The following is a 23,181-nucleotide window of genomic DNA, read 5'->3' as shown; positions in this document are numbered from 1 at the left end:
ACTTAATCCCCTCCGTCCCCTTTTTTCATGCGGGCAGGCAGTGCTCGACGATCAGCTGGATCGCGCTGCCACCACGATAGTCATCGCAGGCCAGGCGATAGGCCAGATGCACATGGCGCGCCGGTGCATTGCCGTGCCAGCCGCCGAAGTGGATGGCGTTGATCGTGCCGGGCACGCCCGGAAGGCGTAGTTCCAGCTTCAGGTGGCGCTCCTTCAGCACGCGCCAGTTGGCCACTTCGAAATGGCCGTCGAACAGCGGTTCCGGGAAGCCCTGACCCCACGGCCCGGCCAGGCGCAGCGCGTCGGCATGGCGATGGTCGAGCTCGTCCGCCGCCAGTTCGCCGTCGCTGAGGACCTGCTGCTGCAGGGCCGCCGGGTCGAGCATTTCCAGCACCACGGCGATGAAGGCGGCCTTGAAGTCGTCAACGTGATCCAGGCGCAGGCTGAGGCCGGCGGCCATCGCATGCCCACCGAAACGTTCGATCAGGCCCGGATGGCGCGCGTCGACCAGCGCCAGCGCGTCACGGATGTGCAGGCCGGGAATCGACCGGGCCGAGCCACGCAGCGTGTCGGCGCCCGGTTCGGCCGGGGCGAAGGCGATCACCGGGCGATGCAGGCGGTCCTTCATCTTCGACGCGACCAGGCCCACCACGCCCGGGTGCCAGTCAGCATCGAACAGGCAGGCCGCCACCGGCCGCTGTCCATCCATGTCCAGCACCACGCGGGTCAACGCCTGCTCGGCGTCGTCGGTCATCGACTGCTGCACCGCGCGCCGTTCCGAATTGATCTGCTCAAGTGTCTGCGCGATGTCGCGTGCCTGCCGCGGATCCTCGGTCAGCAGCAGCGCGATGCCCAGCGCCATGTCCTCCAGCCGGCCTGCAGCGTTCAGGCGCGGCCCAAGTGCGAAGCCGATGTCGGTGGCGGTCAGCCGTGCGGCATCGCGGCCACTGGCTTCGATCAGCGCTCGCAGGCCGACACAGCCCTGCCCGGCACGCAGCCGGCGCAGGCCCGCGCTGACCAGCGCACGGTTGTTCGGATCCAGCGCCACCAGGTCGGCGACGGTACCGACCGCCACCAGGTCCAGCAGTGTGGTCAGGTCCGGGCCCTTGCCATCGGCGAAGACGCCGGCCTCGCGCATCTGCCGGCGCAACGCCATCAGCACGTAGAAGATCACGCCGACACCGGCCAGCGATTTGCTGGGGAAGGCATCGCCATCCAGGTTCGGATCGACGATGACATCAGCCGGCGGCAGCTGCGGGCCCGGCAGGTGATGGTCGGTGACCAGCACCTGCCAGCCACGCGCCTTGGCCGCGGTCACGCCCGCGTGGCAGGCAATGCCATGGTCGACCGTGACCAGCAGGTCCGGCCGCAGCTCGGCCAGCTCCTCCACCAGCGACGGCGACAGGCCGTAGCCGTGCACCATGCGGTTCGGCACCGCGTGGAAGACATGTTGCGCGCCCAGCATGCGCAGGCCGCGCACGCCCACCGCGCAGGCGGTAGCGCCATCACAATCGAAATCGCCGACCACCAGGATGCGCTTGTCATTGGCGATGGCCTCGACCAGCAGGCCCACTGCATCATCGATGCCGGTCAGCAGCTCGGGCGCGTGCAGATTGCCCAGTTTCGGCAGTGCCAGCTCCGGCGTTTCCGCGCCACGCGCTGCGTACAACCTGGCCAACAGCGGCAGCGTGCCCTCCGGCCAGCGGCCGGGTGCGACCGCATCGCGGCGGCGGATCGTCGGGGTATCAGGGGATGGCTGTACAGCATCGGCGGCAAGGGACATCGGCATCGCCGGTTACGAAAGACAGGAGGATGATACCCCCACAGCCACCGGCGGGTAGAGCCGACTGTTGGTGGATCATCGCGCAACGCGCGCGGCTTCCTGCATCCGGGCGAAAGGCAGTCGGCCAACGGTCGACTCTACTGGATCCAATCGGGTGCTCAGTCGTGCAGCTGCCGCGGCTTCTTCCAGAACTGCCAGCGCTGGCCACGGTCCAGCTGGAACTGCAGGCCGTCTTCGAAGTCCAGCACCAGTCGCTGCAGCTCGCCTCGCTTCAGCGCGGCCAGCAGCGGCCGGATCGCATCATTGCCCAACTGCTGCGATGAACGCAGTTGGCGCAGGTCGACCAGCGCATCCACCGCCTGCTCGCCATCCACCGCCACGCCAGCCGCCAGCGCCAGGCCCTGCAGCAGGGCATCACGACTGCGCACCTGCGCATGCGCCGTGCTGACCGACACCGGCATCACGCCACCACCCCAGAACCAGAGTGAATTGATAGGTTGTTGTCCCTGGGCCACGCGCTGCTGGTTCCAGGAATGGTTGTGCAGCAGCACCTGCGCCTCGGTCATCAAGGCCCGCCAACGGCGGCCACCCTCGCCTTCCGGCAGGTGCGAGAACAGGTCATCGCCCAGCACTTCGTCCGGGTTGTCGAACTCGGGCAGCGCCAGGTCGATCGGAAGCCGCAGGTACCAGCGCGAAGGATCCGGTGCGTCGAGCACGAACCCGGCATCGGCAAACAACGGCTGCAGCACCGGCAACAGGGCCAGGCTGTCGGCCAGGGTCGGCCGCAGCGTTTCGCCGTAGGCCATCATCCGCGCGCCGTGCATGTCCGGCACCATGCAGGCCGGATCGGCGCGCAGCCAGCGGGCGCCGGCGGCATCGCCGACGTCACGCTGGCGGGTCAACGCAGCCACCGGCCACTGCGGCGCGGCCACTGTGAAATGACGCTGCAGCTGGGCGCGCTCACCGGCGTCCAGCTGCAAAGCAGTGGCGCGCCCCAGGGCGCGCGCCACGTCGTCCGGCAATGCAGCCGCCGCAAGGCGGCTGCGCGCCGGCAACAGCAGGGTCGCCGTTGCCACCTCGTCAGTCCACGTAGCTGACGCTGACGATCTCGTACTCGCGCTGGCCGGCCGGCGCGTCGATCACGATCGAATCGCCTTCCAGCTTGCCGATCATCGCGCGCGCCACAGGCGAGGAAATGGCGATCAGGCCCAGCTTGATGTCCGCTTCCAGGTCACCGACGATCTGGTACTTCTTCTCTTCGTCGGTTTCCACGTCGGCCAGGGTCACGCTGGCACCGAACACCACCTTGGAGCCGGCATTGAGCTTGCTCACGTCGATGATCTCGGCGTGCGACAGCTCGCCTTCCAGCTGCTTGATGCGACCTTCGATGAAGCCCTGTTCCTCGCGCGCGGCGTGGTACTCGGCGTTCTCCTTCAGGTCACCGTGCTCACGCGCTTCGGCGATCGCGGCGATCACCTTCGGGCGCTTGACCGACTTCAGGTGATCCAGTTCGTCGCGCAGCTTCTGCGCGCCCTTCATGGTGATGGGGGCTCTCATGCATTCAACTCCTTGTGCAGCTCCTGCAACGACCAGACGGGGCCGGTGCCGCGGAATTCCAGTGAATCCACCAGCGCCTTGGCGCCGGCAATGGTGGTCGAGTAGGTGACGCGGTGCTGCAGCGCCTCGCGACGGATCGAGAACGAGTCGTTGATCGCCGAACGACCTTCGGTCGTGTTGACGATGTAGACGATCTCGCCGTTCTTGATCGAATCGACGATGTGCGGGCGACCTTCGACCACCTTGTTGATGATCTCGCAGTCCATGCCGTGCTGCTGCAGCCATGCGGCGGTGCCACGGGTGGCGACCAGGCTGTAGCCACGCGCCAGCAGCGCCTTGGCCACCGGCAGCACGCGCTTCTTGTCCGGATCGCGGACCGAGACGAAGGCCTTGCCGACCGGCGGCGCCTTGATGCCACCGGCTTCCTGCGCACGCGCGAAGGCGGCGTTGAAGGTGCGGCCCACGCCCATCACCTCGCCAGTGGAGCGCATTTCCGGCCCAAGGATCGGGTCGACGCCCTGGAACTTGGCGAACGGGAAGATCGCTTCCTTCACCGAGTAGTAGTCCGGCACGATTTCCTTGGTCGCGCCCTGCTCGGCCAGGGTCGTGCCAGCCATGCAGCGCGCGGCGATCTTGGCCAGCGGCATGCCGGTGGCCTTGGACACGAACGGCACGGTGCGCGAGGCACGCGGGTTCACTTCCAGCAGGTAGATGGTGTCATCGCCCTCTTCGCTGGTCTGGATAGCGAACTGGGTGTTCATCAGGCCGACCACGTTCAGGGCCTTGGCCAGCTCCACCACCTGGCGGCGCAGTTCGGCCTGGGTCTTGGCCGACAGCGAGTACGGCGGCAGCGAGCAGGACGAGTCACCCGAGTGCACGCCGGCTTCTTCGATGTGCTCCATCACACCACCGATCAGGACGTTGCCGTCCTTGTCGGCGATGATGTCCACGTCGCACTCGACGGCGTTGTCGAGGAAGCGGTCCAGCAGCACCGGCGAATCGTTGGACACCTTCACCGCGTCACGCACGTAGCGGGCCAGGTCGGATTCGCCGTAGACGATTTCCATCGCGCGGCCACCCAGCACGTAGCTCGGGCGCACCACCAGCGGGTAGCCGATCTCGCGGGCCAGCAGCAGGGCTTCCTGGTCGTTGCGGGCGATGCGGTTCGGCGGCTGCTTCAGGCCCAGCGTATCGACCAGCTGCTGGAAGCGCTCGCGGTCTTCGGCCAGGTCGATCGAGTCCGGGCTGGTGCCGATCACCGGCACGCCGTTGGCTTCCAGCGCACGTGCCAGCTTCAACGGGGTCTGGCCGCCGTACTGCACGATCACGCCCTTCGGCTGTTCCAGCTCGACGATTTCCAGCACGTCTTCCAGGGTCAGCGGTTCGAAGTACAGGCGGTCGGAGGTGTCGTAGTCGGTCGACACGGTTTCCGGGTTGCAGTTGACCATGATGGTTTCATAACCATCCTCGCGCAGTGCCAGCGCCGCGTGCACGCAGCAGTAGTCGAACTCGATGCCCTGGCCGATGCGGTTCGGGCCACCGCCCAGGATCATGATCTTGTCGCGGTTGGTCGGCGCGGCCTCGCACTCGTCCTCGTAGGTCGAGTAAAGGTAGGCAGTACCGGTGGAGAATTCACCGGCACAGGAGTCCACGCGCTTGTAGACCGGGCGCACCTTGTGCGCACGACGCAGAGCGCGGATGGCCGCTTCATTGGTGCCGGTCAGCTGGGCCAGGCGGGCGTCGGAGAAACCGGCGCGCTTGAGCTTGCGCAGGCGCGCCGCGTCGAGTGCATCGATGCCGCCCGCAGTCACCTCAGCTTCGGCCGCGATGATTTCCTCGATCTGGTCCAGGAACCAGTGGTCGATGAACGACAGCGCGTAGATCTCTTCCACGCTCATGCCGGCGCGGAAGGCATCGGCGACGAAGAACAGGCGCTCCGGGCCCGGCGCCTTCAGCTCGCGGCGCAGGGTCTGCAGGTCTTCTTCGTTGGCCAGGTCCAGGCCGGTCGGATCGAAGCCGACCTTGCCGGTTTCCAGGCCACGCAGGGCCTTCTGCACCGACTCCTGGAAGGTGCGGCCCATCGCCATCACCTCGCCCACCGACTTCATCTGGGTGGTCAGGCGGGCGTCGGCAGCCGGGAACTTCTCGAAGGCGAAACGCGGAATCTTGGTGACCACGTAGTCGATCGACGGCTCGAACGAGGCCGGGGTCAGGCCGCCGGTGATCTCGTTCTTCAGTTCGTCCAGGGTGTAACCCACGGCCAGCTTGGCGGCGACCTTGGCAATCGGGAAGCCGGTGGCCTTGGACGCAAGCGCCGAGGAACGCGACACGCGCGGGTTCATCTCGATCACGACCACGCGGCCGGTCTTCGGGTTGATGCCGAACTGCACGTTCGAACCACCGGTATCCACGCCGATCTTGCGCAGCACGGCGATGGAAGCATCGCGCAGGCGCTGGTATTCCTTGTCGGTCAGGGTCTGCGCGGGGGCCACGGTGATCGAGTCGCCGGTGTGCACACCCATCGGGTCCAGGTTCTCGATCGAGCAGACGATGATGCAGTTGTCCGCGGTATCGCGGACCACTTCCATCTCGAATTCCTTCCAGCCCAGCACCGACTCTTCGACCAGCACTTCGGTGGTCGGCGAAAGTTCCAGGCCACGGCTGACGATCTCGACCAGCTCTTCGCGGTTGTAGGCGATGCCGCCACCGCTGCCGCCCAGGGTGAAGCTGGGGCGGATGATGGTCGGGTAACCGACGCGGGTCTGGATCTCCAGCGCTTCGTCCAGGGTGTGGGCGACGGCAGCGGTCGGGCATTCCAGGCCGATCTCACCCATGGCCACGCGGAACAGCTCGCGGTCTTCGGCCATGCGGATCGCTTCGCGCTTGGCACCGATCAGTTCGACGTTGTACTTCTCCAGCACGCCGTGGTCGGCCAGGTCCAGCGCGCAGTTCAGCGCGGTCTGGCCACCCATGGTCGGCAGCAGGGCATCAGGCTTTTCCTTGGCGATGATCTTCTCGACCGTCTGCCAGTTGATCGGCTCGATGTAGACGGCGTCGGCCATCTCCGGGTCGGTCATGATCGTGGCCGGGTTGCTGTTGACCAGCACCACGCGGTAACCCTCGTCGCGCAGGGCCTTGCAGGCCTGGGCGCCGGAGTAGTCGAACTCGCAGGCCTGGCCGATGACGATCGGGCCAGCACCGATGATGAGGATGGTCTTGAGGTCAGTGCGCTTGGGCATTTTCTTCTCTAAGTCAGTACAGCGTGACAAGGGGGGTGATCGCACGCTGTCGATCAGGAATCTTGATCCGCAGCGCCGCGCCAGCGGCAGCAGCGATGCGGGGGCTTACGGTCCATCGCGACGCCACCGGCAAGCCGGCGACGTACTGATCACGCCTTGCTCTGTTCCATCAGGGCCACGAAACGGTCGAACAGCGGACCGACATCGGTCGGGCCGGGCGACGCTTCCGGGTGACCCTGGAACGAGAACGCCGGCACGTCGGTGCGGGCGATGCCCTGGTTGGTGCCGTCGAACAGCGAACGGTGGGTCACGCGCAGGGTCGCCGGCAGGGTCGATTCATCAACCGCGAAGCCGTGGTTCTGCGAGGTGATCATTACCCGGCCGTTGTCCAGGTCCTGCACCGGGTGGTTGGCACCGTGGTGGCCGTGGCCCATCTTCATGGTCTTGGCGCCCGAGGCCAGGCCCAGCAGCTGGTGGCCCAGGCAGATGCCGAAGGTCGGGATCTTCACGTCGATGAAGGTCTTGATCGCTTCGATGGCGTAGTCGCACGGTTCCGGGTCACCCGGGCCATTGGACAGGAACACGCCGTCCGGCTTCAGCGCCAGCACTTCGGCGGCCGGGGTCTGCGCCGGCACTACGGTCACTTCGCAGCCGCGCTCGGCCAGCATGCGCAGGATGTTGGTCTTCACGCCGAAATCGTAGGCCACGACCTTGAACTTCGCCGGCACGCTGGCGAAGGCGTTGGCATCCAGGTCCAGCTGGCCCTCGGTCCAGGTGTAGGTCTTCTCGGTAGTGACGACCTTGGCCAGATCCATGCCTTTCAGGCCCGGGAACTTGCGGGCGGCTTCCAGTGCCTTTTCCACGTCGATGTCGCCGGCCATCAGCGCACCGTTCTGCGCGCCCTTCTCGCGCAGGATGCGGGTCAGCTTGCGGGTGTCGATGCCGGCGATGGCGACCACGCCACGCTGGATCAGCCAGTCCTGCAGCGACACCTGGCTGCGCCAGTTGCTGGGGCGGCGCGGCACGTCGCGCACGATCAGGCCGGCCGACCACACCTTGGACGCTTCATTGTCCTGGTCGGTCATGCCGGTGTTGCCGATATGCGGATAGGTCAGCGTGACCATCTGCCGGGCGTAGGACGGGTCGGTCAACACTTCCTGGTAACCGGTCATGGCGGTGTTGAACACCACCTCACCGACGGACAGGCCGGGCGCGCCTACGGATTCGCCCTCGAATACGGTGCCGTCTTCGAGGACGAGGATTGCGGCTTGGGTCACGGAAATCTCACTTTGGCTACCGAGGGGGCTGCCGAAGTCACGCCTGCGCTTCACGGAAATCCGGTTGCAAAAAAGCGCGGACGTACGGTCTGGGACCGGTCCGGCTTTCGTGATTCGGCGAGTGCGAATTGTAGCGCTGCCGGGGCGCTCGCGCCAGCGGTTATCGCTGTTCATGAACAGGCGATTGCGCATTCATTTCAATCCGGCGGCGTATGCGCGGGCCGCCGCCTGGTCGTGCCGGCCGCTGGCCGGCAATCCCCCTGCCATCGGGCGCCCGGACGTTGCCGGCCAGCGGCCGGCACCACCGCCTTACGCCAGCAGGTCCCGCACCCGGTAGCTGCCGGCCGCCCGGCCGTGCAGCTGGCGGGCGGCGAACAGCGCGCCGCGGGCAAAAATGTCGCGGTTGGTGGCCCGGTGCACCAGCTCGATGCGCTCACCGAGGCCGGTGAACTGCACCAGATGCTCGCCGACGATATCGCCGGCACGCAGGCTGGCGTAGTGCGGCTGCGCCCCACCCCGCTGCGCGGCCGCCCCCAGGGTCAGCGCGGTGCCCGACGGCGCGTCCTTCTTCTGGGTGTGGTGCGATTCGACGATGTCACAGTCCCAGCCGGCCAGCGCCTGTGCGGCGCGCTCGACCAGCTCGTCCAGCACCGCCACGCCCAGGCTGAAGTTCGAGGCCCAGACCAGCGGGATCTTCGCTGCCGCGGCCTCCAGCGCCTGGCGCTGCGTACTGGAGATGCCGGTGGTGCCCGACACCAGGCCCGCGCCCCGCTCCACGCACAGCGCCAGCATCGGGTCGAAACCCTCCGGCAGGCTGAAGTCGATTGCCACATCGAACACCGGCGCGCCGGGCAGCTCGCTGGCGGCGAAGAACGGCACGCCGTCGACCACGCGCTGGGCCGGCGCGCGGCCGGTCACCGCCGCCACGATCTGCAGGGTTTCGGGGTGTTCAGCAGCCAGCCGCAGCAGGGCCTGGCCCATGCGCCCGGAGGCGCCGTGAATGAGCAATCGCAGGGGAGTCTGGTTCATGCCCGCAGGCTAGCGGCAGCGCACCCGCTCCGGCAAGCGCCATCGCTGCTACGCTGCATGCCCTTTCACGCAATGGATGGCAGTTCCACCATGCAGATCAGCGAACAACTGGTGCTGGTCACCGGCGCCGGCCGCGGCCTTGGCACGCACATCGCCCGCGCCTTCGCCGCGCAGGGCGCGCGCGTCATCGTGAACTACCGCCGCAGCGAGGTCACTGCACGGGCCCTGGCTGCCGAACTGGGCGGACAGGCGATCGCGCTGCCGGCCGACGTCACCGACCGCGCCCAGGTCGACGCCATACTGCAGCAGGCGCTGGCGCACTTCGGCCAGGGCGTCACCACCGTGGTCAACAACGCGCTGGCGAGCTTCTCGTTCAATGGCGATGCGCGCGACAGCGCTGCCGATATCGGCTGGCCGGCCTTCCAGGCGCAGTTCGAGGGCAGCGTGCGTGGCGCGCTCAACACCGTGCAGGCCGCGCTGCCCGGCATGCAGGCGCGCCGTTTCGGCCGCGTCATCAACATCGGCACCAACCTGTTCCAGAACCCGGTCGTGCCCTACCACGACTACACTGCGGCCAAGGCCGCGCTGCTGTCACTGACCCGCACCCTGGCTGGCGACCTCGGCCCGCATGGCATCACCGTCAACATGCTGTCCGGCGGCCTGCTGCGCACCACCGATGCCAGCGCTGCCACGCCCGAGGCGGTGTTCGACTACATCGCCGCCAACACCCCGCTGCGCGGCGTCACCACCCCGGTCGAGTTCGCCGATGCGGCGCTGTTCTTCGCCAGCCCCTGGTCGCGCGCGGTGACCGGCCAGAACCTGGTGGTCGATGGCGGGCTGGTGCGGGACTGAGCCGATGCGCATCTCCGAGGTCAGCCGCCTGACCGGCGCCAGCGCCAAGGCCATCCGCCTGTACGAGGCGCGCGGCCTGCTGCCCCCGGTGCCGCGCGTGAACCGCTACCGGGATTACAGCGAGCAGGACGTGGCCTGGGTGCAGCTGATCCGCCAGGCACTCGCACTGGGCATCTCCCTGGCGGCGGTCTCGCAGCTGCAGGGCCGCGATGGGCGGCTCGACTGGCCGGCCGTGCTGGCCCTGCTGGAGCAGCAGCGCAGCCGCATTGCCAGCGAGCGCGCACGGCTGGAACAGGTCGAGCTTGACCTGCAGCAGGTCAGCGACGAACTACGGCAGTGGCTGCACTCCGGCAGTGGCGACTGCGTCCTGCAGCCCAGCGGCTGCCCTGTCGGCGCCTGACCCGGCGTTTGACTCTGCCCCTGGGGCATAGCCCACCCTCGCGCACTTTCCATTGCCCGAGGTTGCCGTGTCCCGCTCCATCCTTGTCCTGCTGGGCCACCCCGACCGCGACAGCCTGTGCGGCGCCCTCGCCCAGCGCTACGCCACCGCTGCCGAAAACGCCGGCCACCGGGTGCGCCTGATTGCATTGGGCGAGCTCGAATTCGACCCGGTGCTGCGCCACGGCTACCGCCAGATCCAGCCACTGGAAGCCGATCTGCAGGACGTCGCCGATGCGATCGAAGCCTGCGATCACCTGGTGCTGGTCTATCCCACCTGGTGGGGCGCGATGCCGGCCCTGCTGAAGGGTTTCTTCGACCGCGTGCTGCTGCCGGGGTACGCCTTCCGCTACCGGCGCGATTCGGTGTGGTGGGATCGGCTCCTGGCCGGCCGCAGCGCACGGGTGATCACCACCCTGGACACACCGCCCTGGTATTACCGCTGGATCTACCGCGACCCGGGCATTGCGCAGATCCGCGCCACCATCCTGGCGTTCTGCGGCTTCCGCCCAGTGAAGATCAGCCGCCTCGGTGCGGTGCGCAGCAGCACGCCGGCGCAACGCAGCAGGTGGCTGGCGCTGGCAGCGGAGCTCGGTTCCCGCGCCAGGTAGATTCAGGCCAGGGGCAAGGCGTGCGAACCAAGGTTCGCACCCACCTGGGGCGCTCGTTGCGCGTGTCGCGTTTGCCAATTGACCCTCGCGCACGGCGCGACAAGGCTGTGGGCCCTTCCTCCAGCCCAGGCGGGCCCCATGAAATCCGCGACGGTCTTCAGCAGATGCGCAAGGAAGACAGGCTTTGCCGGGACCACCACCACCCGCTACCGGCTGCTGGAGGGCGCCTTGCTTGTCGTGAACCACCAACGCGCCAGCGAACACCGGGGCTTCTATGTGAATGCCGGGCTCTACTTTCCAGAGCTGCTTGAGTATCCGCTTGCACCTTCCGATCTGGAAACTGCGTTCAGGTACCGCTCCAGCATTCCCACGCCGCATGTCGACTGGCGGATCGAAGAGACGCCCGGTCTGCGCCGGGCCTTCATCCAGCAGGATCTGGATGATCTGCTGGAGGCCGGCAATCGTGATGCGCTGAAAGGCCTGCTGCTCGGGGCCCTTGCCGATGTGGCGGGCTTCGCGGCAGCCCACGGAAACCGCGAGTCGGTGCGGCGATTGAATCGGGACGGAAGCTTCCGGGCGATCATCCGTAGAGAGGTCTGAACCCGGGAAGCGTGCGAACCAAGGTTCGCACCCACCGGGAGAAGTTCGCGCCCACCGGGTGAAGTCCGCGTCCACCGGGCGTCCGCCGTCGAGCAAGCTCGACGCTACTTCTTGGTCGGCCCACAGCTGTCGCAACCGCCACATGCGCCACCGCCGCCCGTCGCCGGCGGCGCGATCTTCCGCCCCAGCCCCTGCAGCCAGGCGGCGCGGCCCGGCTTCAGCAGGGCCAGCGCCAGTGCGCCGCGCACCCTGCGCACGGTGCCTGGGAACTGCTTCTTCAACACCACCCAGGCACTGACCAGCACGGCCACCGCGATGATCAGGTATTGCAGCAGCAATCCGCTGTCCATCAGCCGCCTCCCAGCGCCCGGGTCACCTGGTAGGTGATCAGCGCCGCCACGTAGGCCGCGGCGAACAGGTAGAACGCCGAAAAGGCCATCGTCTTCCACGAATTGGTCTCGCGCTTGATGGTGGCCAGCGTCGAGATGCACATCGGGGCGTAGATGTACCAGACCAGCAGCGACAATGCAGTGGCCAGCGACCAGCCGTCGCTGATCAGCGGGGTCAGCGCCTGGCTGGCGGCATCGTCATCGGCCGCCGACAGCGCATACACGGTGGCCAGCGAGGACACGGCCACTTCGCGCGCGGCCAGGCCCGGGATCAGCGCGATGCAGATCTGCCAGTTGAAGCCCAGCGGCGCGAAGAACACCGCCATCGCGTGGCCGATCTGGCCGGCGTAGCTGTAGTCGATGGCCGGCATCGTGGCGCCCACCGGCGCCGCCGGGAACGACAGCAGCACCCACAGCAGGATGGTCAGCGCCAGGATGATGCCGCCGACGCGCTTGAGGAAGATCATGCCGCGCTCGTACAGGCCCACCGCCAGGTCGCGCACATGCGGCAGGCGGTACGACGGCAGCTCCAGCATCAGCGGATGCTCGCTCTTGTCGCGGCGCCACTTCTTCATGATCCACGACATCGCCAGCGCACTGAGGATGCCGGCCGCATACAGGCCGAACAGCACCAGGCCCTGCTGGTTGAACACGCCCCACACCGTCTTCTGCGGGATGAACGCACCAATCAGCAGCGCATACACCGGCAGGCGCGCCGAGCAGGTCATCAGCGGCGCGACCAGGATCGTGGCCAGGCGGTCGCGCGGGTCCTGGATGCTGCGGGTGGACATGATGCCCGGCACCGCACAGGCGAAGCTGGACAGCAGCGGGATGAACGAGCGACCGGACAGGCCGGCGGCCGCCATCATGCGGTCGAGCAGGAAGGCCGCACGTGGCAGGTAGCCGGACTCTTCCAGCACCAGGATGAAGAAGAACAGGATCAGGATCTGCGGCAGGAACACCACCACGCCACCGACGCCGGCGATGATGCCGTCGGTCAGCAGGCTGGCCAGCGGCCCTTCCGGCAGCACGCTGCCGACGAATGCGCCGAGCCAGGCGAAGCCGGCCTCGATGGCATCCATCAGCGGCGTTGCCCAGGCGTACACCGCCTGGAAAATCAGGAACATCACCACCGCCAGGCTGACCAGGCCGAACACCGGGTGCAGCAGCCAGCGGTCCAGTGCGTCATCGATCTTGGCGGTACGTGCCGGCATGCGCACGGCCACCGACAGGATCTGGCGCACCTTGGCGTGGTAGTCGATGCCGCCTTCCGGGCCCGGCACCGGTGCATCCAGGTGCGGCACCATCGCATCCAGGCGCTCGACCAGCGCCTTGGCACCCTGCTTGCGCACCGCCACGGTTTCCACCACCGGCACGCCCAGCTCGCGCTCCAGCGCGGCCACGTCCACCTGGATGCCACGGCGCTGGGCAGCATCGACCATGTTCAGCGCCACCACCATCGGCTTGCCCAGCTCGCGCAGTTCCAGCGCGAAGCGCAGGTGCAGGCGCAGGTTGGTGGCGTCGATCACGCACAGCAGCACGTCCGGCGCGGCTTCGCCCGGGTAGAAGCCACGGCACAGATCGCGGGTGATCGCCTCGTCCAGGCTGGCCGGCTGCAGGCTGTACGCGCCCGGCAGGTCGAGCACCGCGAATTCACGACCAGACGGCGCGCGCAGGCGGCCTTCCTTGCGTTCGACGGTGACGCCGGTGTAGTTGGCGACCTTCTGCCGGCTGCCGGTCAGCTGGTTGAACAGGGCGGTCTTGCCACTGTTCGGGTTACCGACCAGCGCGACGCGCAGGGGGGCGGTGGAGGCAGTAGAGGTCATGCACGTCGTTCCTGGCTGGCGGCGTCAACCACGACGCGCTTGGCTTCACTGATGCGCAGCGCGAACCGGGTGAACCCGACCTGCACCAGCAGCGGCTCCCCGCCTACCGGGCCCTTGGCCACCAGGCGCACTTCCTCGCCCTTGACGAAACCCAGCTCGCGCAGGCGACGGGCAATGGCATCGTTGGCATGCAGGTCCTGCACGGACTCGACCACGGCCGAGGTGTGCAGCGGCAGTTCGGACAGCGTCATCTAGCGTAATCTCTGCTGGATGTAAATGGTTCTCGATTCTAACATTCCCGCGTCGCGTCATGGCCCATGACCAATGGCCCGCTATGATCCATACAGGTATGGAGTGACCCTGGAATCCCATGAACGATGCTTTGCAGATCGAGCGCCGTGGCGCCGTCCTCACCCTCTGGCTGAACCGGCCGGAGCTGCACAACGCCTTTGATGCCAGCCTGATCGCCCGGCTGACTGCCGCGCTGGAAGCCGCCGGCCGCGATGATGCGGTCCGCGCGGTGGTGGTGGCCGGCCACGGCGCCTCCTTCTCGGCCGGGGCCGACATGCAGTGGATGCGTGGCATGGCCGCCGCCAGCGAGGCGGACAACCGCGAGGACTCGCTGGCCCTGGCAAGGCTGATGCGCACCCTGGACGAGCTGCCCAAGCCGACCCTGGCCCGGGTCCACGGCGCCGCCTTCGGCGGCGGTGTCGGCCTGGTCGCCTGCTGCGACATCGCCATCGCCAGCACCTCGGCCCGCTTCGGCCTGACCGAAAGCCGCCTCGGCCTGCTGCCGGCGGTGATTTCGCCCTACGTGATCGAGGCCATCGGTCCGCGCCAGGCCCGGCGCTGGTTCGCCACCGGCGAGCACTTCGACGCCGATACCGCGCTGCGCATCGGCCTGGTCCACCAGCTGGTCGAGCCCGAGCGCCTGGACGAGGCACTGGAACGCCAGCTGGCCCTGCTCGACAAGGCCGGCCCGATCGCCTCGTCCACCGCCAAGCAGCTGGTCCGGCAGGTCCGCGACAGCCATGATCGCGACGCGCTGGATCGGGATAATGCCGCGCTGATCGCGCGCCTGCGGGTCTCCGCCGAGGGCCAGGAAGGCCTGGGCGCGTTCCTCGACAAGCGCGCTCCCCACTGGGTCACGGAAGCCTGAACATGCTCGATCATCTTGGTTTGACCAGCGCCGACCTGGCGCGCAGCAAGGCCTTTTTCCTGCGGGCGCTGGCGCCGCTGCAGATCGGCGTGGTGATGGAAGTGACCGCCGAACAGACCGGCGCCCACGACCACATCGGCTTCGGTAGCGACGGCAAGCCGTTCTTCTGGCTCGGCAATGGCGGCACCGCCAGCCACGGCATACACGTCGCCTTCGCCTGCGCCAGCCGCGCGCAGGTGGACGCCTTCCATGCCGCCGCCCTCGCCGCCGGCGGCCGCGACAATGGCGCCCCCGGCCTGCGCCCGTGGTACCACCCGGATTACTACGGCGCCTTCGTGCTCGACCCGGACGGCAACAACATCGAAGCGGTCTGCCACCGCCCCGGCTCCGAGGTAGAGGTATGAGCGACTACGTCCGCATCGTCGAAGTCGGTCCGCGTGACGGCCTGCAGAACGAAAAGCAGTCGGTGTCCACCGCCGACAAGATCGAACTGATCAACCGGTTGTCGGCCACCGGCCTGCGCAGCATCGAAGCGACCAGTTTCGTCAGCCCCAAGTGGATTCCGCAGCTGGCCGACGCCGCCGAGGTCTATGCCGGTATCCAGCGCAGGCCCGGCATCCATTACCCGGTACTGGTGCCGAACGAACAGGGTTACGACCGTGCGCGTGCGGTCGGCGTCGAGGAAGTGGCGGTGTTCACCGCCGCCTCCGAGGCATTCAACCGCACCAACACCAATGCCGGCATCGACGAGTCGCTGGCCCGTTTCGAGCCGATCCTGCGCCGTGCCGCCGCCGATGGCGTGCGTGTGCGCGGCTACGTGTCCACCGTGCTCGGCTGCCCCTACCAGGGCGACGTGCCGCTGGCCGACGTGGTGCGCGTGGCCCGTGCCCTGCACCAGATGGGCTGCTACGAAATCTCGTTGGGCGACACCATCGGCGTCGGCACCCCGCGCAAGGCACGGGCGATGCTGCAGGCGGTCGCCGCCGAGATTCCGATGACGGCGCTGGCCGTGCACTTCCACGACACCTATGGCCAGGCCATCGCCAACATCGCCACCTGCCTGGAAGAAGGCGTGCGCGTGGTCGACAGCGCGGTGTCGGGCGCCGGGGGCTGCCCGTATGCCAAGGGAGCCAGCGGCAATGTGGCCAGCGAAGACGTGGTCTACCTGCTGCAGGGCCTGGGCCTGGACAGCGGCGTGAACCTGCCGGCACTGGCCGAGACCGGCCGCTGGCTGGCCGGCCTGCTTGGCCGCGCCACCGCCAGCCGCACCGGACAGGCGCTGGCGGCCGCCGGCTGACCGCCGCACCGCGCCGCACCGCAAAGGCGGCGCAGTGCACAACAGCGACGGTCGTGGCTTCCGTTAGAATCGGCGGTTCTCGAACCTGCAGGACCGTTCAATGCAGCTGTCTTCCGTACGTGCCGTGATCACTGGCGGCGTCTCTGGCCTCGGCCTGGCCGTGGCCCAGCACCTCGTCGCCCAGGGCGGCAAGGTGGCCCTGTTCGACCTCAACGACGACAAGGGCGCAGCCGCCATTGCCGGACTGGGTGCAGACAAGGCCCGCTATTTCAACGTCAACGTCAGCGATGAGGCGGCCGTGGCCACCGCCATCGACCAGGCCCACGATTTCCTCGGTGGCCTGAACGTGGCGATGAACTGCGCCGGCATCCTCGGCGCCGGTCGCGTGCTCGGCAAAGAGGGCCCGATGCCGCTGGCCGACTTCCAGGGCACGGTGATGGTCAACCTGGTCGGCAGCTTCAACGTGGCCAAGGCCGCGGCCAACCGCATGCAGCACAACGAGGCCGGCACCGACGGCGAGCGCGGCGTGATCATCAACACCGCCAGCATCGCCGCCTATGAAGGCCAGATCGGCCAGGCCGCGTATGCCGCCAGCAAGGGCGGCGTGGTCTCGATGACGCTGCCGATGGCACGCGAACTGTCGCGCTTCGGCATCCGCGTCAACACGATTGCGCCGGGCGTGTTCTGGACGCCGATGGTCGACGGCATGCCCGAAGCCGTGCAGCAGTCGCTGGCGGCCTCGATCCCGTTCCCGTCGCGCCTGGGCAAGCCGGAAGACTTCGCCAGCCTGGTCGGCTTCATCCTTGGCAACACCTATCTCAATGGCGAGACCATCCGCCTGGACGGCGCTACCCGCCTCGCTCCGAAGTGATTCCCCCGGGCGCCGGGACGGCGCCCTCCCCCAACGACCAACATCATCATGAAAGCCAACGACATCAAGAAGGGCAACGTCGTCGAGTACAACAACGGCGTGTACCAGATCCGCGACATCGAGCGCAGCTCGCCGCAGGGTCGCGGCGGCAACGTCCGCTTCCGTTTCATCATGTACAGCGTGCCGGGCGGCAACAAGCTCGACGCCAGCTTCGATGCCGACGACAACCTGGTCGAGGTTGAACTGCTGCGCCGCCAGTCCACCTACTCGTACAAGGACGGCGACGCTTTCGTGTTCCTCGATGACGAGGACTACACCCCGTACACGCTGGACGCGGACGTGATCGGCGACGACGCCGGCTACATCACCGACGGCCTGACCGGCATCTACGTGCAGGTGATCGACGAGCAGCCGGTGGCGATCCAGCTGCCGGCCTCGGTGGTGCTGGAAGTGATCGAGACCCCGCCGGAACTGAAGGGTGGCACCGCCACCAAGCGCCCGAAGCCGGCCAAGCTCAACACCGGTATCGAGATCATGGTGCCCGAGTACATCGTCAACGGCGAACGCGTGCTGGTGAACACCGCCACCGGTGAATTCGCCGGACGCGCCGACTAAGCGCCTCGTGCTGCCTGCGGCGCACGCCGCCGCAGGCAGCATCTTCCATGCAGCCGGGCACCGTCCCGGCTGCATGGATCACTTACGGCTGCTGGGCGCCGAAGTTGCCGCAGCCGTGGTACTGGCGGGTGCCGATGGTCAGATTCACCTTGGCGTCGAATGATTCGCCACTCATGTCGTCCTGGCAGGTGGTGCGCTGGAAGCTGAGCTTGACGTCGGTGCCATCGGACGCCTTCCCGCTCCAGCCGTCGGCACCTTCGGTGGGCTTGGCCACGTCGAAGCGGCGCTCACCGTAGTCCACTTCCACCTGCAGACCAGGCTTGTCGCCATCCACGACGGCCAGCCAGCCCGGCTCGTTGCCGGTGGCACGGAACGCAGCGTTGCCGGCGCTGCCATCGCCCTCGGTGGCTTCCACCGCGTGGCATTCGCGGTCCGGCTCGCCCTTCAGGCTCAACAGGCCGTCATCGCTGCCCTTGGTCCAGAAGCTGTTGCCCTGGCCATCCCCATACTTCGCGCCCGACGCCGCACGCTCGGAGGTCATCGCAAAGGTGCGATCGCCGATCACCACCGTGGCCGCATCCTCGCCATTGAAGGTCGCGCGCACGTTCAGATCGCCGCATTGGTACAGGGTCTCGCTGCCGACGCCGGTGCCGGTGCTGGCAGCCGGTTCGGGCGCGGCCGGCGGCGCGGCATCATTGCCGCCCGCGGCGGGCGGCTGTGCCGGCTGGCACGCAGCCAGCACCAACGCCAGGGAGGCTGCCAACAGACTGGGAACTACACGCATGGCTCGACTCCTTGTCGACACTACTGAGAGGATCGACCCTATCACCTGGCGGTGAGCGGGGCCTGAAAGCGGCCTGACCACGCTCACGCGGCCAGCACCGCCATCGACAGCAGTTGAGCGCCGCTGTCGCCGGAACTGCAGGTCCACACCCGCAGCAGGCGCAGTTTCAGTTCGCGCTCGCGGTCCTGCCGGCACACCGCCAGGCGCACGTCGCTGGACAACAGCGCCAACCGCCCGCACAGCAGCGTCTCCACCGTGTCCACCTGCAGGCCGCGCACCTGCAGATGGCCTGCGAGCCACTCGCCCAGCCAGGGCAGCTCGAGCATGCGCCCGCCCTGTCCATCCATCATGAACAGCGCTGGCGATACCAGCGTGCCCAGTGCATCGTGGTCGCCGGCCAGCAGCGCCTGGCACAGACGCTGCTCCAGTGCGATCAACTGCAGTTCATGCAGGTCGTCAACGATGTCCCGTTCCATCCACGGATCCTTCCGGCATCGGCCGGCGCCTGCGCAGGCGTTGCGCGATCCATTGCCGCGCGCCCTGCACCACTACATAGAAGACCGGCACGAAGAACACCGCCAGCACGGTCGCACTGACCATGCCACCGAACACACCGGTTCCGATCGCCTGCTGGGTTTCCTTCGACGCGCCCTGCGCCAGCATCAGCGGCACCACGCCCAGCGCGAACGCCAGCGAGGTCATCACGATCGGCCGCAGGCGCAGCCGCGCCGCCTCCAGCGCCGCTTCGGCCAGGCCGCGCCCCTGCTGCTGCAGCTGCCGCGCGAACTCGACGATGAGGATCGCGTTCTTCGCCGACAGCCCGATCACCGTGATCATGCCCACCTTGAAGAACACATCATTGGGCATACCGCGCAACAGCACCGCCGCGACCGCCCCGAGCAGGCCCAGCGGCACCACCAGCATCACCGCCAGTGGAATCGACCAGCTCTCGTACAGCGCCGCCAGGACCAGGAACACCACCAGCATCGACAACAGCAGCAGCCACGGCGCCTGTGCCCCCGACTCGCGCTCCTGCAGCGATTGGCTGGTCCACTGCAGGGCGAAGCCGGAGGGCAGCTGCCTGGCCAACCGCTCCATCTCCGCCATGGCCTGACCGGTCGAGACGCCCGATGCCGGTGCGCCGGACAGATTCAGCGCCGGGAAACCGAGATAGCGCTGCAGCTGCAGCGGCGCCTCGGTCCAGTGTGGCGTGACCAGTTCGGACAGCGCCACCATGCCGCCTTCGCTGTTGCGCACGTACAGCTTCAGCACGTCCTCCAGTTCCATCCGGTGCGGCGCATCGGCCTGCAGGATCACCTGCTGCAACCGGCCCTTGTTGGGGAAATCGTTGACGTACTGCGAGCCCATCGCTGCCGACAGCGTGCTGCTGATGTGCTCGAAGCCCACCCCCATCGCCTCGGCCTTGGCGCGGTCGATGTCCAGCCGCACGCTGGTGCCGGCCGGCAGGCCATCGGCATGCACCTCCGACAGCAGCGGGCTGGCCTCCGCCAGTTTCAGCAGTTGCTGCAGGGCTGCACGCAACTCGGCCTGGCTCTGCCCGGTGCGTGCCTGCAGGGCCAGCGAGAAGCCGGACGAACGCCCCAGGCTGTCGATGGCCGGTGGCATCACGCTCATCACCTCGCCCTCGGCGACGGCCGCCATCGCCTCCTGCGCCGCCGCCACCTCACCGGCTGCGGTGGCACCGGCGCGCTCGCCCCAGTCCTTCAGCATGGTGTAGGTCAGCGCCGCGCTTGGGCCGGAGCCGGAGAAGCTGTAGCCCAGGATCGACTGGTTGGAACCGATGCCCGGGCGCGACGCCACGTGCCGTTCGTAGGCTTCGACCACCGCAAGGGTGCGCTCGGCCGTGGCTTCGGCGGGCAGCTGGATCGAGGTCATGAAATAGCCTTGGTCCTCTTCCGGCAGGAACGCGCCGGGCAGCCAGTGCAGGCCCAGCAGCAACGCGGCCACCAGCGCGGCGAACACGCCCATCACCCGCCCGCTCCGCTGCAGCACCGAGGCCACGCCGCGCTGGTAACGCCCGGTCATCCTCTCGAAGCCACGATTGAAGGCGCCGAACAGCCCGCCACGACCGTGATGGCCATGGCTGTTCGGGCGCAACAAGGTCGCGCACAGCGCCGGGGTCAGGCTCAGCGCCAGCAGCGCCGAGAACAGGATCGACACCGCCATCGCCACGGTGAACTGGCGGTAGATCGCGCCCACCGAGCCGCTGGCCAACGCCATCGGAATGAACACCGCGGTCAGTACCAGGGTGATGCCGATCACCGCACCGGTCAGCTCGCGCATCGCCTTGATGGTGGCCTCACGCGGTGGCAGGCCCTCCTCGGCCATGATCCGTTCCACGCCCTCGACCACCACGATCGCATCGTCGACGATGATGCCGATCGCCAGCACCATCCCGAACATGGTCAGCACGTTGATCGAGAAGCCCAGCGCCAGCATCACCGCGAAGGTGCCCAGCAGCGCGATCGGGGCGACCAGTGCCGGAATCAGCGTATAGCGCCAGTTCTGCAGGAACAGGTACATCACCGCGAACACCAGCAGCATCGCTTCCAGCAGCGTCTGCACCACCTTCTGGATCGAGATCTTGACGAACGGCGCGGTGTCGAACGGAATGCTCGACTCCACGCCACGCGGCAGCAGCGGTGCCAGCTCGGCCATGCGCTCGCGCACTGCGGCGGCGGTCCGCACTGCATTCGCGCCCGGGCGCAGCTGCACGCCGGCCGCCGTCGCCGGGTGGCCGTCTTCCCGCGTGCCCCAGGCGTAACTCTGTGCGCCCAGCTCCACACGGGCGACATCACCCAGCACGACCCGTGAACCGTCGCTGCCCGCACGCAGCACGATGGCGGCGAACTGTTCCGGCGTGGACAACTGGCCATCGGCGCTCAACGGCACAGTGATGCGCTGGCCGGGGACGCCCGGCGAATCGCCGATGCGGCCCGGCGAGATCTCCAGGTTCTGCTGCTCGATGGCCGCGGCCACATCGCCCATGGTCAGGCCGTAACCGGTCAACCGGGTCGGGTCCAGCCACACCCGCATGGCCTGCTCGGCACCGAACAGCTGCACGCGGCCGACGCCATCGATGCGGCGCAGCTCTTCGATGATGTTGCGCGCCATGAAGTCACCCAGCGCCGCCTCGCTGACACTGGCATCCGGCGAGCGCAGGCCGACCAGCATCAGGAAGCCGGAATCGGCCGCTTCCACGAACAGGCCGTTCTGGCGCACGCTGCGCGGCAGTCGCGGCTCGATCGCCTTGATCCGGTTCTGCACGTCCACCTGCGCCAGCTCCGGGTTGGTCCCCGGCTTGAAGGTAGCGGTGATGGACGCCTCGCCGGAGGTGTCCACCGACGATTCGAAATACAACAGGTGCTTGACGCTGGACAGCTCGCGCTCGATCAGGCCGACCACGGCATCGTTCAGCGTCTGCGGGCTGGCACCCGGGTAGCTGGCATAGATGCTGACACTGGGCGGCGCGACGGCCGGATAGCGCTCCACGGCCAGGCGCGGAATCGCCAGTACGCCCGCCAGGATGATGAAGATCGCCAGCACCCAGGCGAATACCGGGCGATCGATGAAGAAACGTGCCATGTTGGATTTCCCTGGAGAGACTGGCCCGGGAAAGGCTCAGCCCTTGCTGCCGGCCTGCACCGCACCGGCGCTGGCGACCGGTCGCTGCCAGTCGCGCGCATCGACCACCACGCCTTCCTGCAGGCGCTCCTGGCCCTCGACCACCACCCGCTCGCCGGCCTTCAGCCCGTGCCGGACCAGCCACTGGCGATCAACGCTGCCGTCGACTTCCAGCGTGCGGATCACCGCCTTGCCATCGCCCGCGATTACCCAGGCATAGGCCTGGCCGCCCGCGCTGCGCAGCACCGCCTGCTGCGGCACGGTCAATGCGCTGGCCGGGGCACCACGCGGCACCCTGGCACGCACGTACATGCCGGGCAGCAGCTGGCGCTGCGGATTGTCGACCAGGATGCGCAGGATCACGTCACCGGTGCGCGCATCGACGTTGATGCCGGAGAACAGCAGCTGGCCGCGTTCGGACAGCGGCTTGCCGGCCGCGCCGATGATCGTCACCGGCAGTTCGCCACGGCCGGCGGCGCTGCGCTGCAGCGACTCCAGCTGCGCGGCCGGCTGGCGCACGTCGACGTAGACCTGGTCGATCTGCTGCACCACCGCCATCGGCTCGGCATCGGCGACCCCGACCAGCGCGCCTTCGCTCACCAGTGCCTGGTCGATGCGGCCGGCAATCGGCGCACTGACCGTGGCGTAGCGCAGGTCGAGCTGGCGGCGGGCCAGGATCGCGCGTGCTTCATTCACTGCCGCGCGCGCCTGTTCGTACTCGGCACTGGCATCATCGCGATGCTGCTGGCTGACCGCCTGCGCGGCGGCCAGCGCATGCAGGCGCTGCGACTGCACGCGGCTGCGGCCCAGCGCTGCTTCACTGCGCTGCAGCGCAGCCAGCGCCGAATCGACGTCGGCACGGAATGCCGCCGGATCAATCTGGAACAGGGCCTGGCCAGCACTTACTTCGGCGCCCTGCTCGAACAGGCGGCGCTGCACGATGCCGCCCACCTGCGCGCGGATCTGCGCGGTGCGCACGGCGGCCACGCGGCCGGGCAGTTCGTCGTCACGCTGCACCACCTGCGGGCCGACGGTGACCACGCTGACACGCGGTGCAGCTTCGGGCGGGGCTTCGGGGGACGAGCAGGCCGTCATGGCCAGAGCGAAGGCCGCGATCAACGCGGCCGGAGTCCTGAAGGTTCTCATTGCTGTGCACAATGCCGCGCGGGCGGCTGAAAGGTTCCGAAGAACGCAGTGTGCGTGGCGATG

General features: G+C 68.0%; 22 protein-coding genes. 9 read left to right on the top strand and 13 right to left on the bottom strand.

Annotation, left to right across the window (positions count from 1 at the left end; translation table 11 throughout):
* Window positions 1–25 precede the first annotated feature (25 nt).
* The 6 genes from recJ to N440_RS07135 form a co-directional block, all read right to left on the bottom strand.
* Window positions 26–1,783: a single-stranded-DNA-specific exonuclease RecJ gene (gene recJ, locus N440_RS07160; protein WP_133934561.1), complete on the bottom strand. Its 1,758-nt coding sequence runs from the start codon at window positions 1,781–1,783 to the stop codon at window positions 26–28.
* Between the two features lie 158 nt (window positions 1,784–1,941).
* On the bottom strand, window positions 1,942–2,859 hold the full coding sequence (locus N440_RS07155) for a phosphoglycerate mutase (protein WP_133934560.1): 918 nt from the start codon (window positions 2,857–2,859) through the stop codon (window positions 1,942–1,944).
* A 4-nt stretch (window positions 2,860–2,863) separates the two neighbouring features.
* Window positions 2,864–3,328: a transcription elongation factor GreA gene (greA, locus tag N440_RS07150; protein ID WP_026347191.1), complete on the bottom strand. Its 465-nt coding sequence runs from the start codon at window positions 3,326–3,328 to the stop codon at window positions 2,864–2,866.
* 8 nt (window positions 3,329–3,336) lie between these two features.
* Complete coding sequence (gene carB, locus N440_RS07145) at window positions 3,337–6,579, bottom strand: carbamoyl-phosphate synthase large subunit (protein ID WP_133934559.1); 3,243 nt, start codon at window positions 6,577–6,579, stop codon at window positions 3,337–3,339.
* Window positions 6,580–6,728: 149 nt separating this feature from the next.
* Window positions 6,729–7,856, bottom strand: coding sequence for a glutamine-hydrolyzing carbamoyl-phosphate synthase small subunit (gene carA, locus N440_RS07140; protein WP_133934558.1), 1,128 nt, complete (start codon window positions 7,854–7,856; stop codon window positions 6,729–6,731).
* Between the two features lie 309 nt (window positions 7,857–8,165).
* Window positions 8,166–8,837, bottom strand: a complete 672-nt coding sequence (locus N440_RS07135) for a 4-hydroxy-tetrahydrodipicolinate reductase (RefSeq protein ID WP_243831368.1) — start codon at window positions 8,835–8,837, stop codon at window positions 8,166–8,168.
* 120 nt (window positions 8,838–8,957) lie between these two features.
* On the opposite strand from N440_RS07135, the gene N440_RS07130 reads away from it, so the two are divergent.
* From N440_RS07130 to N440_RS07115, 4 genes are all read left to right on the top strand, one after another.
* Entirely contained in the window at window positions 8,958–9,737 is a 780-nt protein-coding gene (locus N440_RS07130) for a 3-oxoacyl-ACP reductase (protein WP_208322798.1), read from the top strand.
* Window positions 9,738–9,741: 4 nt separating this feature from the next.
* Window positions 9,742–10,137 (top strand): MerR family transcriptional regulator, encoded by a 396-nt coding sequence (locus tag N440_RS07125; RefSeq protein WP_133934556.1) that lies wholly within the window; start codon window positions 9,742–9,744, stop codon window positions 10,135–10,137.
* Window positions 10,138–10,204: 67 nt separating this feature from the next.
* Window positions 10,205–10,786 (top strand): NAD(P)H-dependent oxidoreductase, encoded by a 582-nt coding sequence (locus N440_RS07120; RefSeq protein ID WP_049457466.1) that lies wholly within the window; start codon window positions 10,205–10,207, stop codon window positions 10,784–10,786.
* Between the two features lie 138 nt (window positions 10,787–10,924).
* Window positions 10,925–11,386 (top strand): DUF4304 domain-containing protein, encoded by a 462-nt coding sequence (locus N440_RS07115; protein ID WP_133934555.1) that lies wholly within the window; start codon window positions 10,925–10,927, stop codon window positions 11,384–11,386.
* 104 nt (window positions 11,387–11,490) lie between these two features.
* On the opposite strand, the gene N440_RS07110 is transcribed toward N440_RS07115, so the two are convergent.
* From N440_RS07110 to N440_RS07100, 3 genes are read right to left on the bottom strand one after another with little or no spacing between them, the layout of a single operon-like run.
* Window positions 11,491–11,736: a DUF6587 family protein gene (locus N440_RS07110; protein ID WP_008266517.1), complete on the bottom strand. Its 246-nt coding sequence runs from the start codon at window positions 11,734–11,736 to the stop codon at window positions 11,491–11,493.
* The gene (locus N440_RS07105; RefSeq protein WP_133934554.1) at window positions 11,736–13,601 is read right to left on the bottom strand and encodes a ferrous iron transporter B; all 1,866 of its coding nucleotides are present in this window, start codon (window positions 13,599–13,601) and stop codon (window positions 11,736–11,738) included. The genes N440_RS07110 and N440_RS07105 overlap by 1 nt, the downstream gene beginning before the upstream one ends.
* Window positions 13,598–13,852, bottom strand: coding sequence for a FeoA family protein (locus tag N440_RS07100; RefSeq protein WP_005409473.1), 255 nt, complete (start codon window positions 13,850–13,852; stop codon window positions 13,598–13,600). Before N440_RS07100 ends, N440_RS07105 begins: the two co-directional genes overlap by 4 nt.
* A 119-nt stretch (window positions 13,853–13,971) precedes the next feature.
* On the opposite strand from N440_RS07100, the gene N440_RS07095 reads away from it, so the two are divergent.
* The 5 genes from N440_RS07095 (at window position 13,972) to yeiP (ending at window position 17,543) form a co-directional block, all read left to right on the top strand.
* Window positions 13,972–14,760 carry an enoyl-CoA hydratase/isomerase family protein gene (locus tag N440_RS07095; RefSeq protein WP_049457462.1) on the top strand — a complete coding sequence of 263 codons (789 nt, stop codon included), beginning with the start codon at window positions 13,972–13,974 and terminating at the stop codon, window positions 14,758–14,760.
* 2 nt (window positions 14,761–14,762) lie between these two features.
* Window positions 14,763–15,164 carry a VOC family protein gene (locus N440_RS07090; protein WP_133934553.1) on the top strand — a complete coding sequence of 134 codons (402 nt, stop codon included), beginning with the start codon at window positions 14,763–14,765 and terminating at the stop codon, window positions 15,162–15,164.
* A complete protein-coding gene (locus tag N440_RS07085; RefSeq protein ID WP_133934552.1) occupies window positions 15,161–16,057 on the top strand; it encodes a hydroxymethylglutaryl-CoA lyase in 897 nt (298 codons plus the stop codon). Before N440_RS07090 ends, N440_RS07085 begins: the two co-directional genes overlap by 4 nt.
* Before the next feature lie 100 nt (window positions 16,058–16,157).
* Window positions 16,158–16,928 carry an SDR family NAD(P)-dependent oxidoreductase gene (locus N440_RS07080; protein WP_133934551.1) on the top strand — a complete coding sequence of 257 codons (771 nt, stop codon included), beginning with the start codon at window positions 16,158–16,160 and terminating at the stop codon, window positions 16,926–16,928.
* Between the two features lie 48 nt (window positions 16,929–16,976).
* Window positions 16,977–17,543, top strand: a complete 567-nt coding sequence (gene yeiP / locus N440_RS07075) for an elongation factor P-like protein YeiP (RefSeq protein WP_005409468.1) — start codon at window positions 16,977–16,979, stop codon at window positions 17,541–17,543.
* Between the two features lie 82 nt (window positions 17,544–17,625).
* Here yeiP and N440_RS07070 read toward each other — a convergent pair whose 3' ends face one another.
* The 4 genes from N440_RS07070 to N440_RS07055 form a co-directional block, all read right to left on the bottom strand.
* The gene (locus tag N440_RS07070) at window positions 17,626–18,327 is read right to left on the bottom strand and encodes an MliC family protein (protein WP_133934550.1); all 702 of its coding nucleotides are present in this window, start codon (window positions 18,325–18,327) and stop codon (window positions 17,626–17,628) included.
* Between the two features lie 83 nt (window positions 18,328–18,410).
* Window positions 18,411–18,803: a nuclear transport factor 2 family protein gene (locus N440_RS07065; protein ID WP_133934549.1), complete on the bottom strand. Its 393-nt coding sequence runs from the start codon at window positions 18,801–18,803 to the stop codon at window positions 18,411–18,413.
* Window positions 18,784–21,933 (bottom strand): multidrug efflux RND transporter permease subunit, encoded by a 3,150-nt coding sequence (locus N440_RS07060; protein WP_133934548.1) that lies wholly within the window; start codon window positions 21,931–21,933, stop codon window positions 18,784–18,786. The genes N440_RS07065 and N440_RS07060 overlap by 20 nt, the downstream gene beginning before the upstream one ends.
* A 36-nt stretch (window positions 21,934–21,969) precedes the next feature.
* Window positions 21,970–23,118, bottom strand: coding sequence for an efflux RND transporter periplasmic adaptor subunit (locus N440_RS07055; RefSeq protein ID WP_133934547.1), 1,149 nt, complete (start codon window positions 23,116–23,118; stop codon window positions 21,970–21,972).
* Window positions 23,119–23,181 lie beyond the last annotated feature (63 nt).

The sequence above is a fragment of the Stenotrophomonas sp. CC22-02 genome, from assembly GCF_004365115.1.
Lineage (GTDB): Bacteria > Pseudomonadota > Gammaproteobacteria > Xanthomonadales > Xanthomonadaceae > Stenotrophomonas > Stenotrophomonas forensis.
Note: the sequence above shows the minus strand (reverse complement) of the source record. Positions and strands in the feature narration are given on the sequence as shown.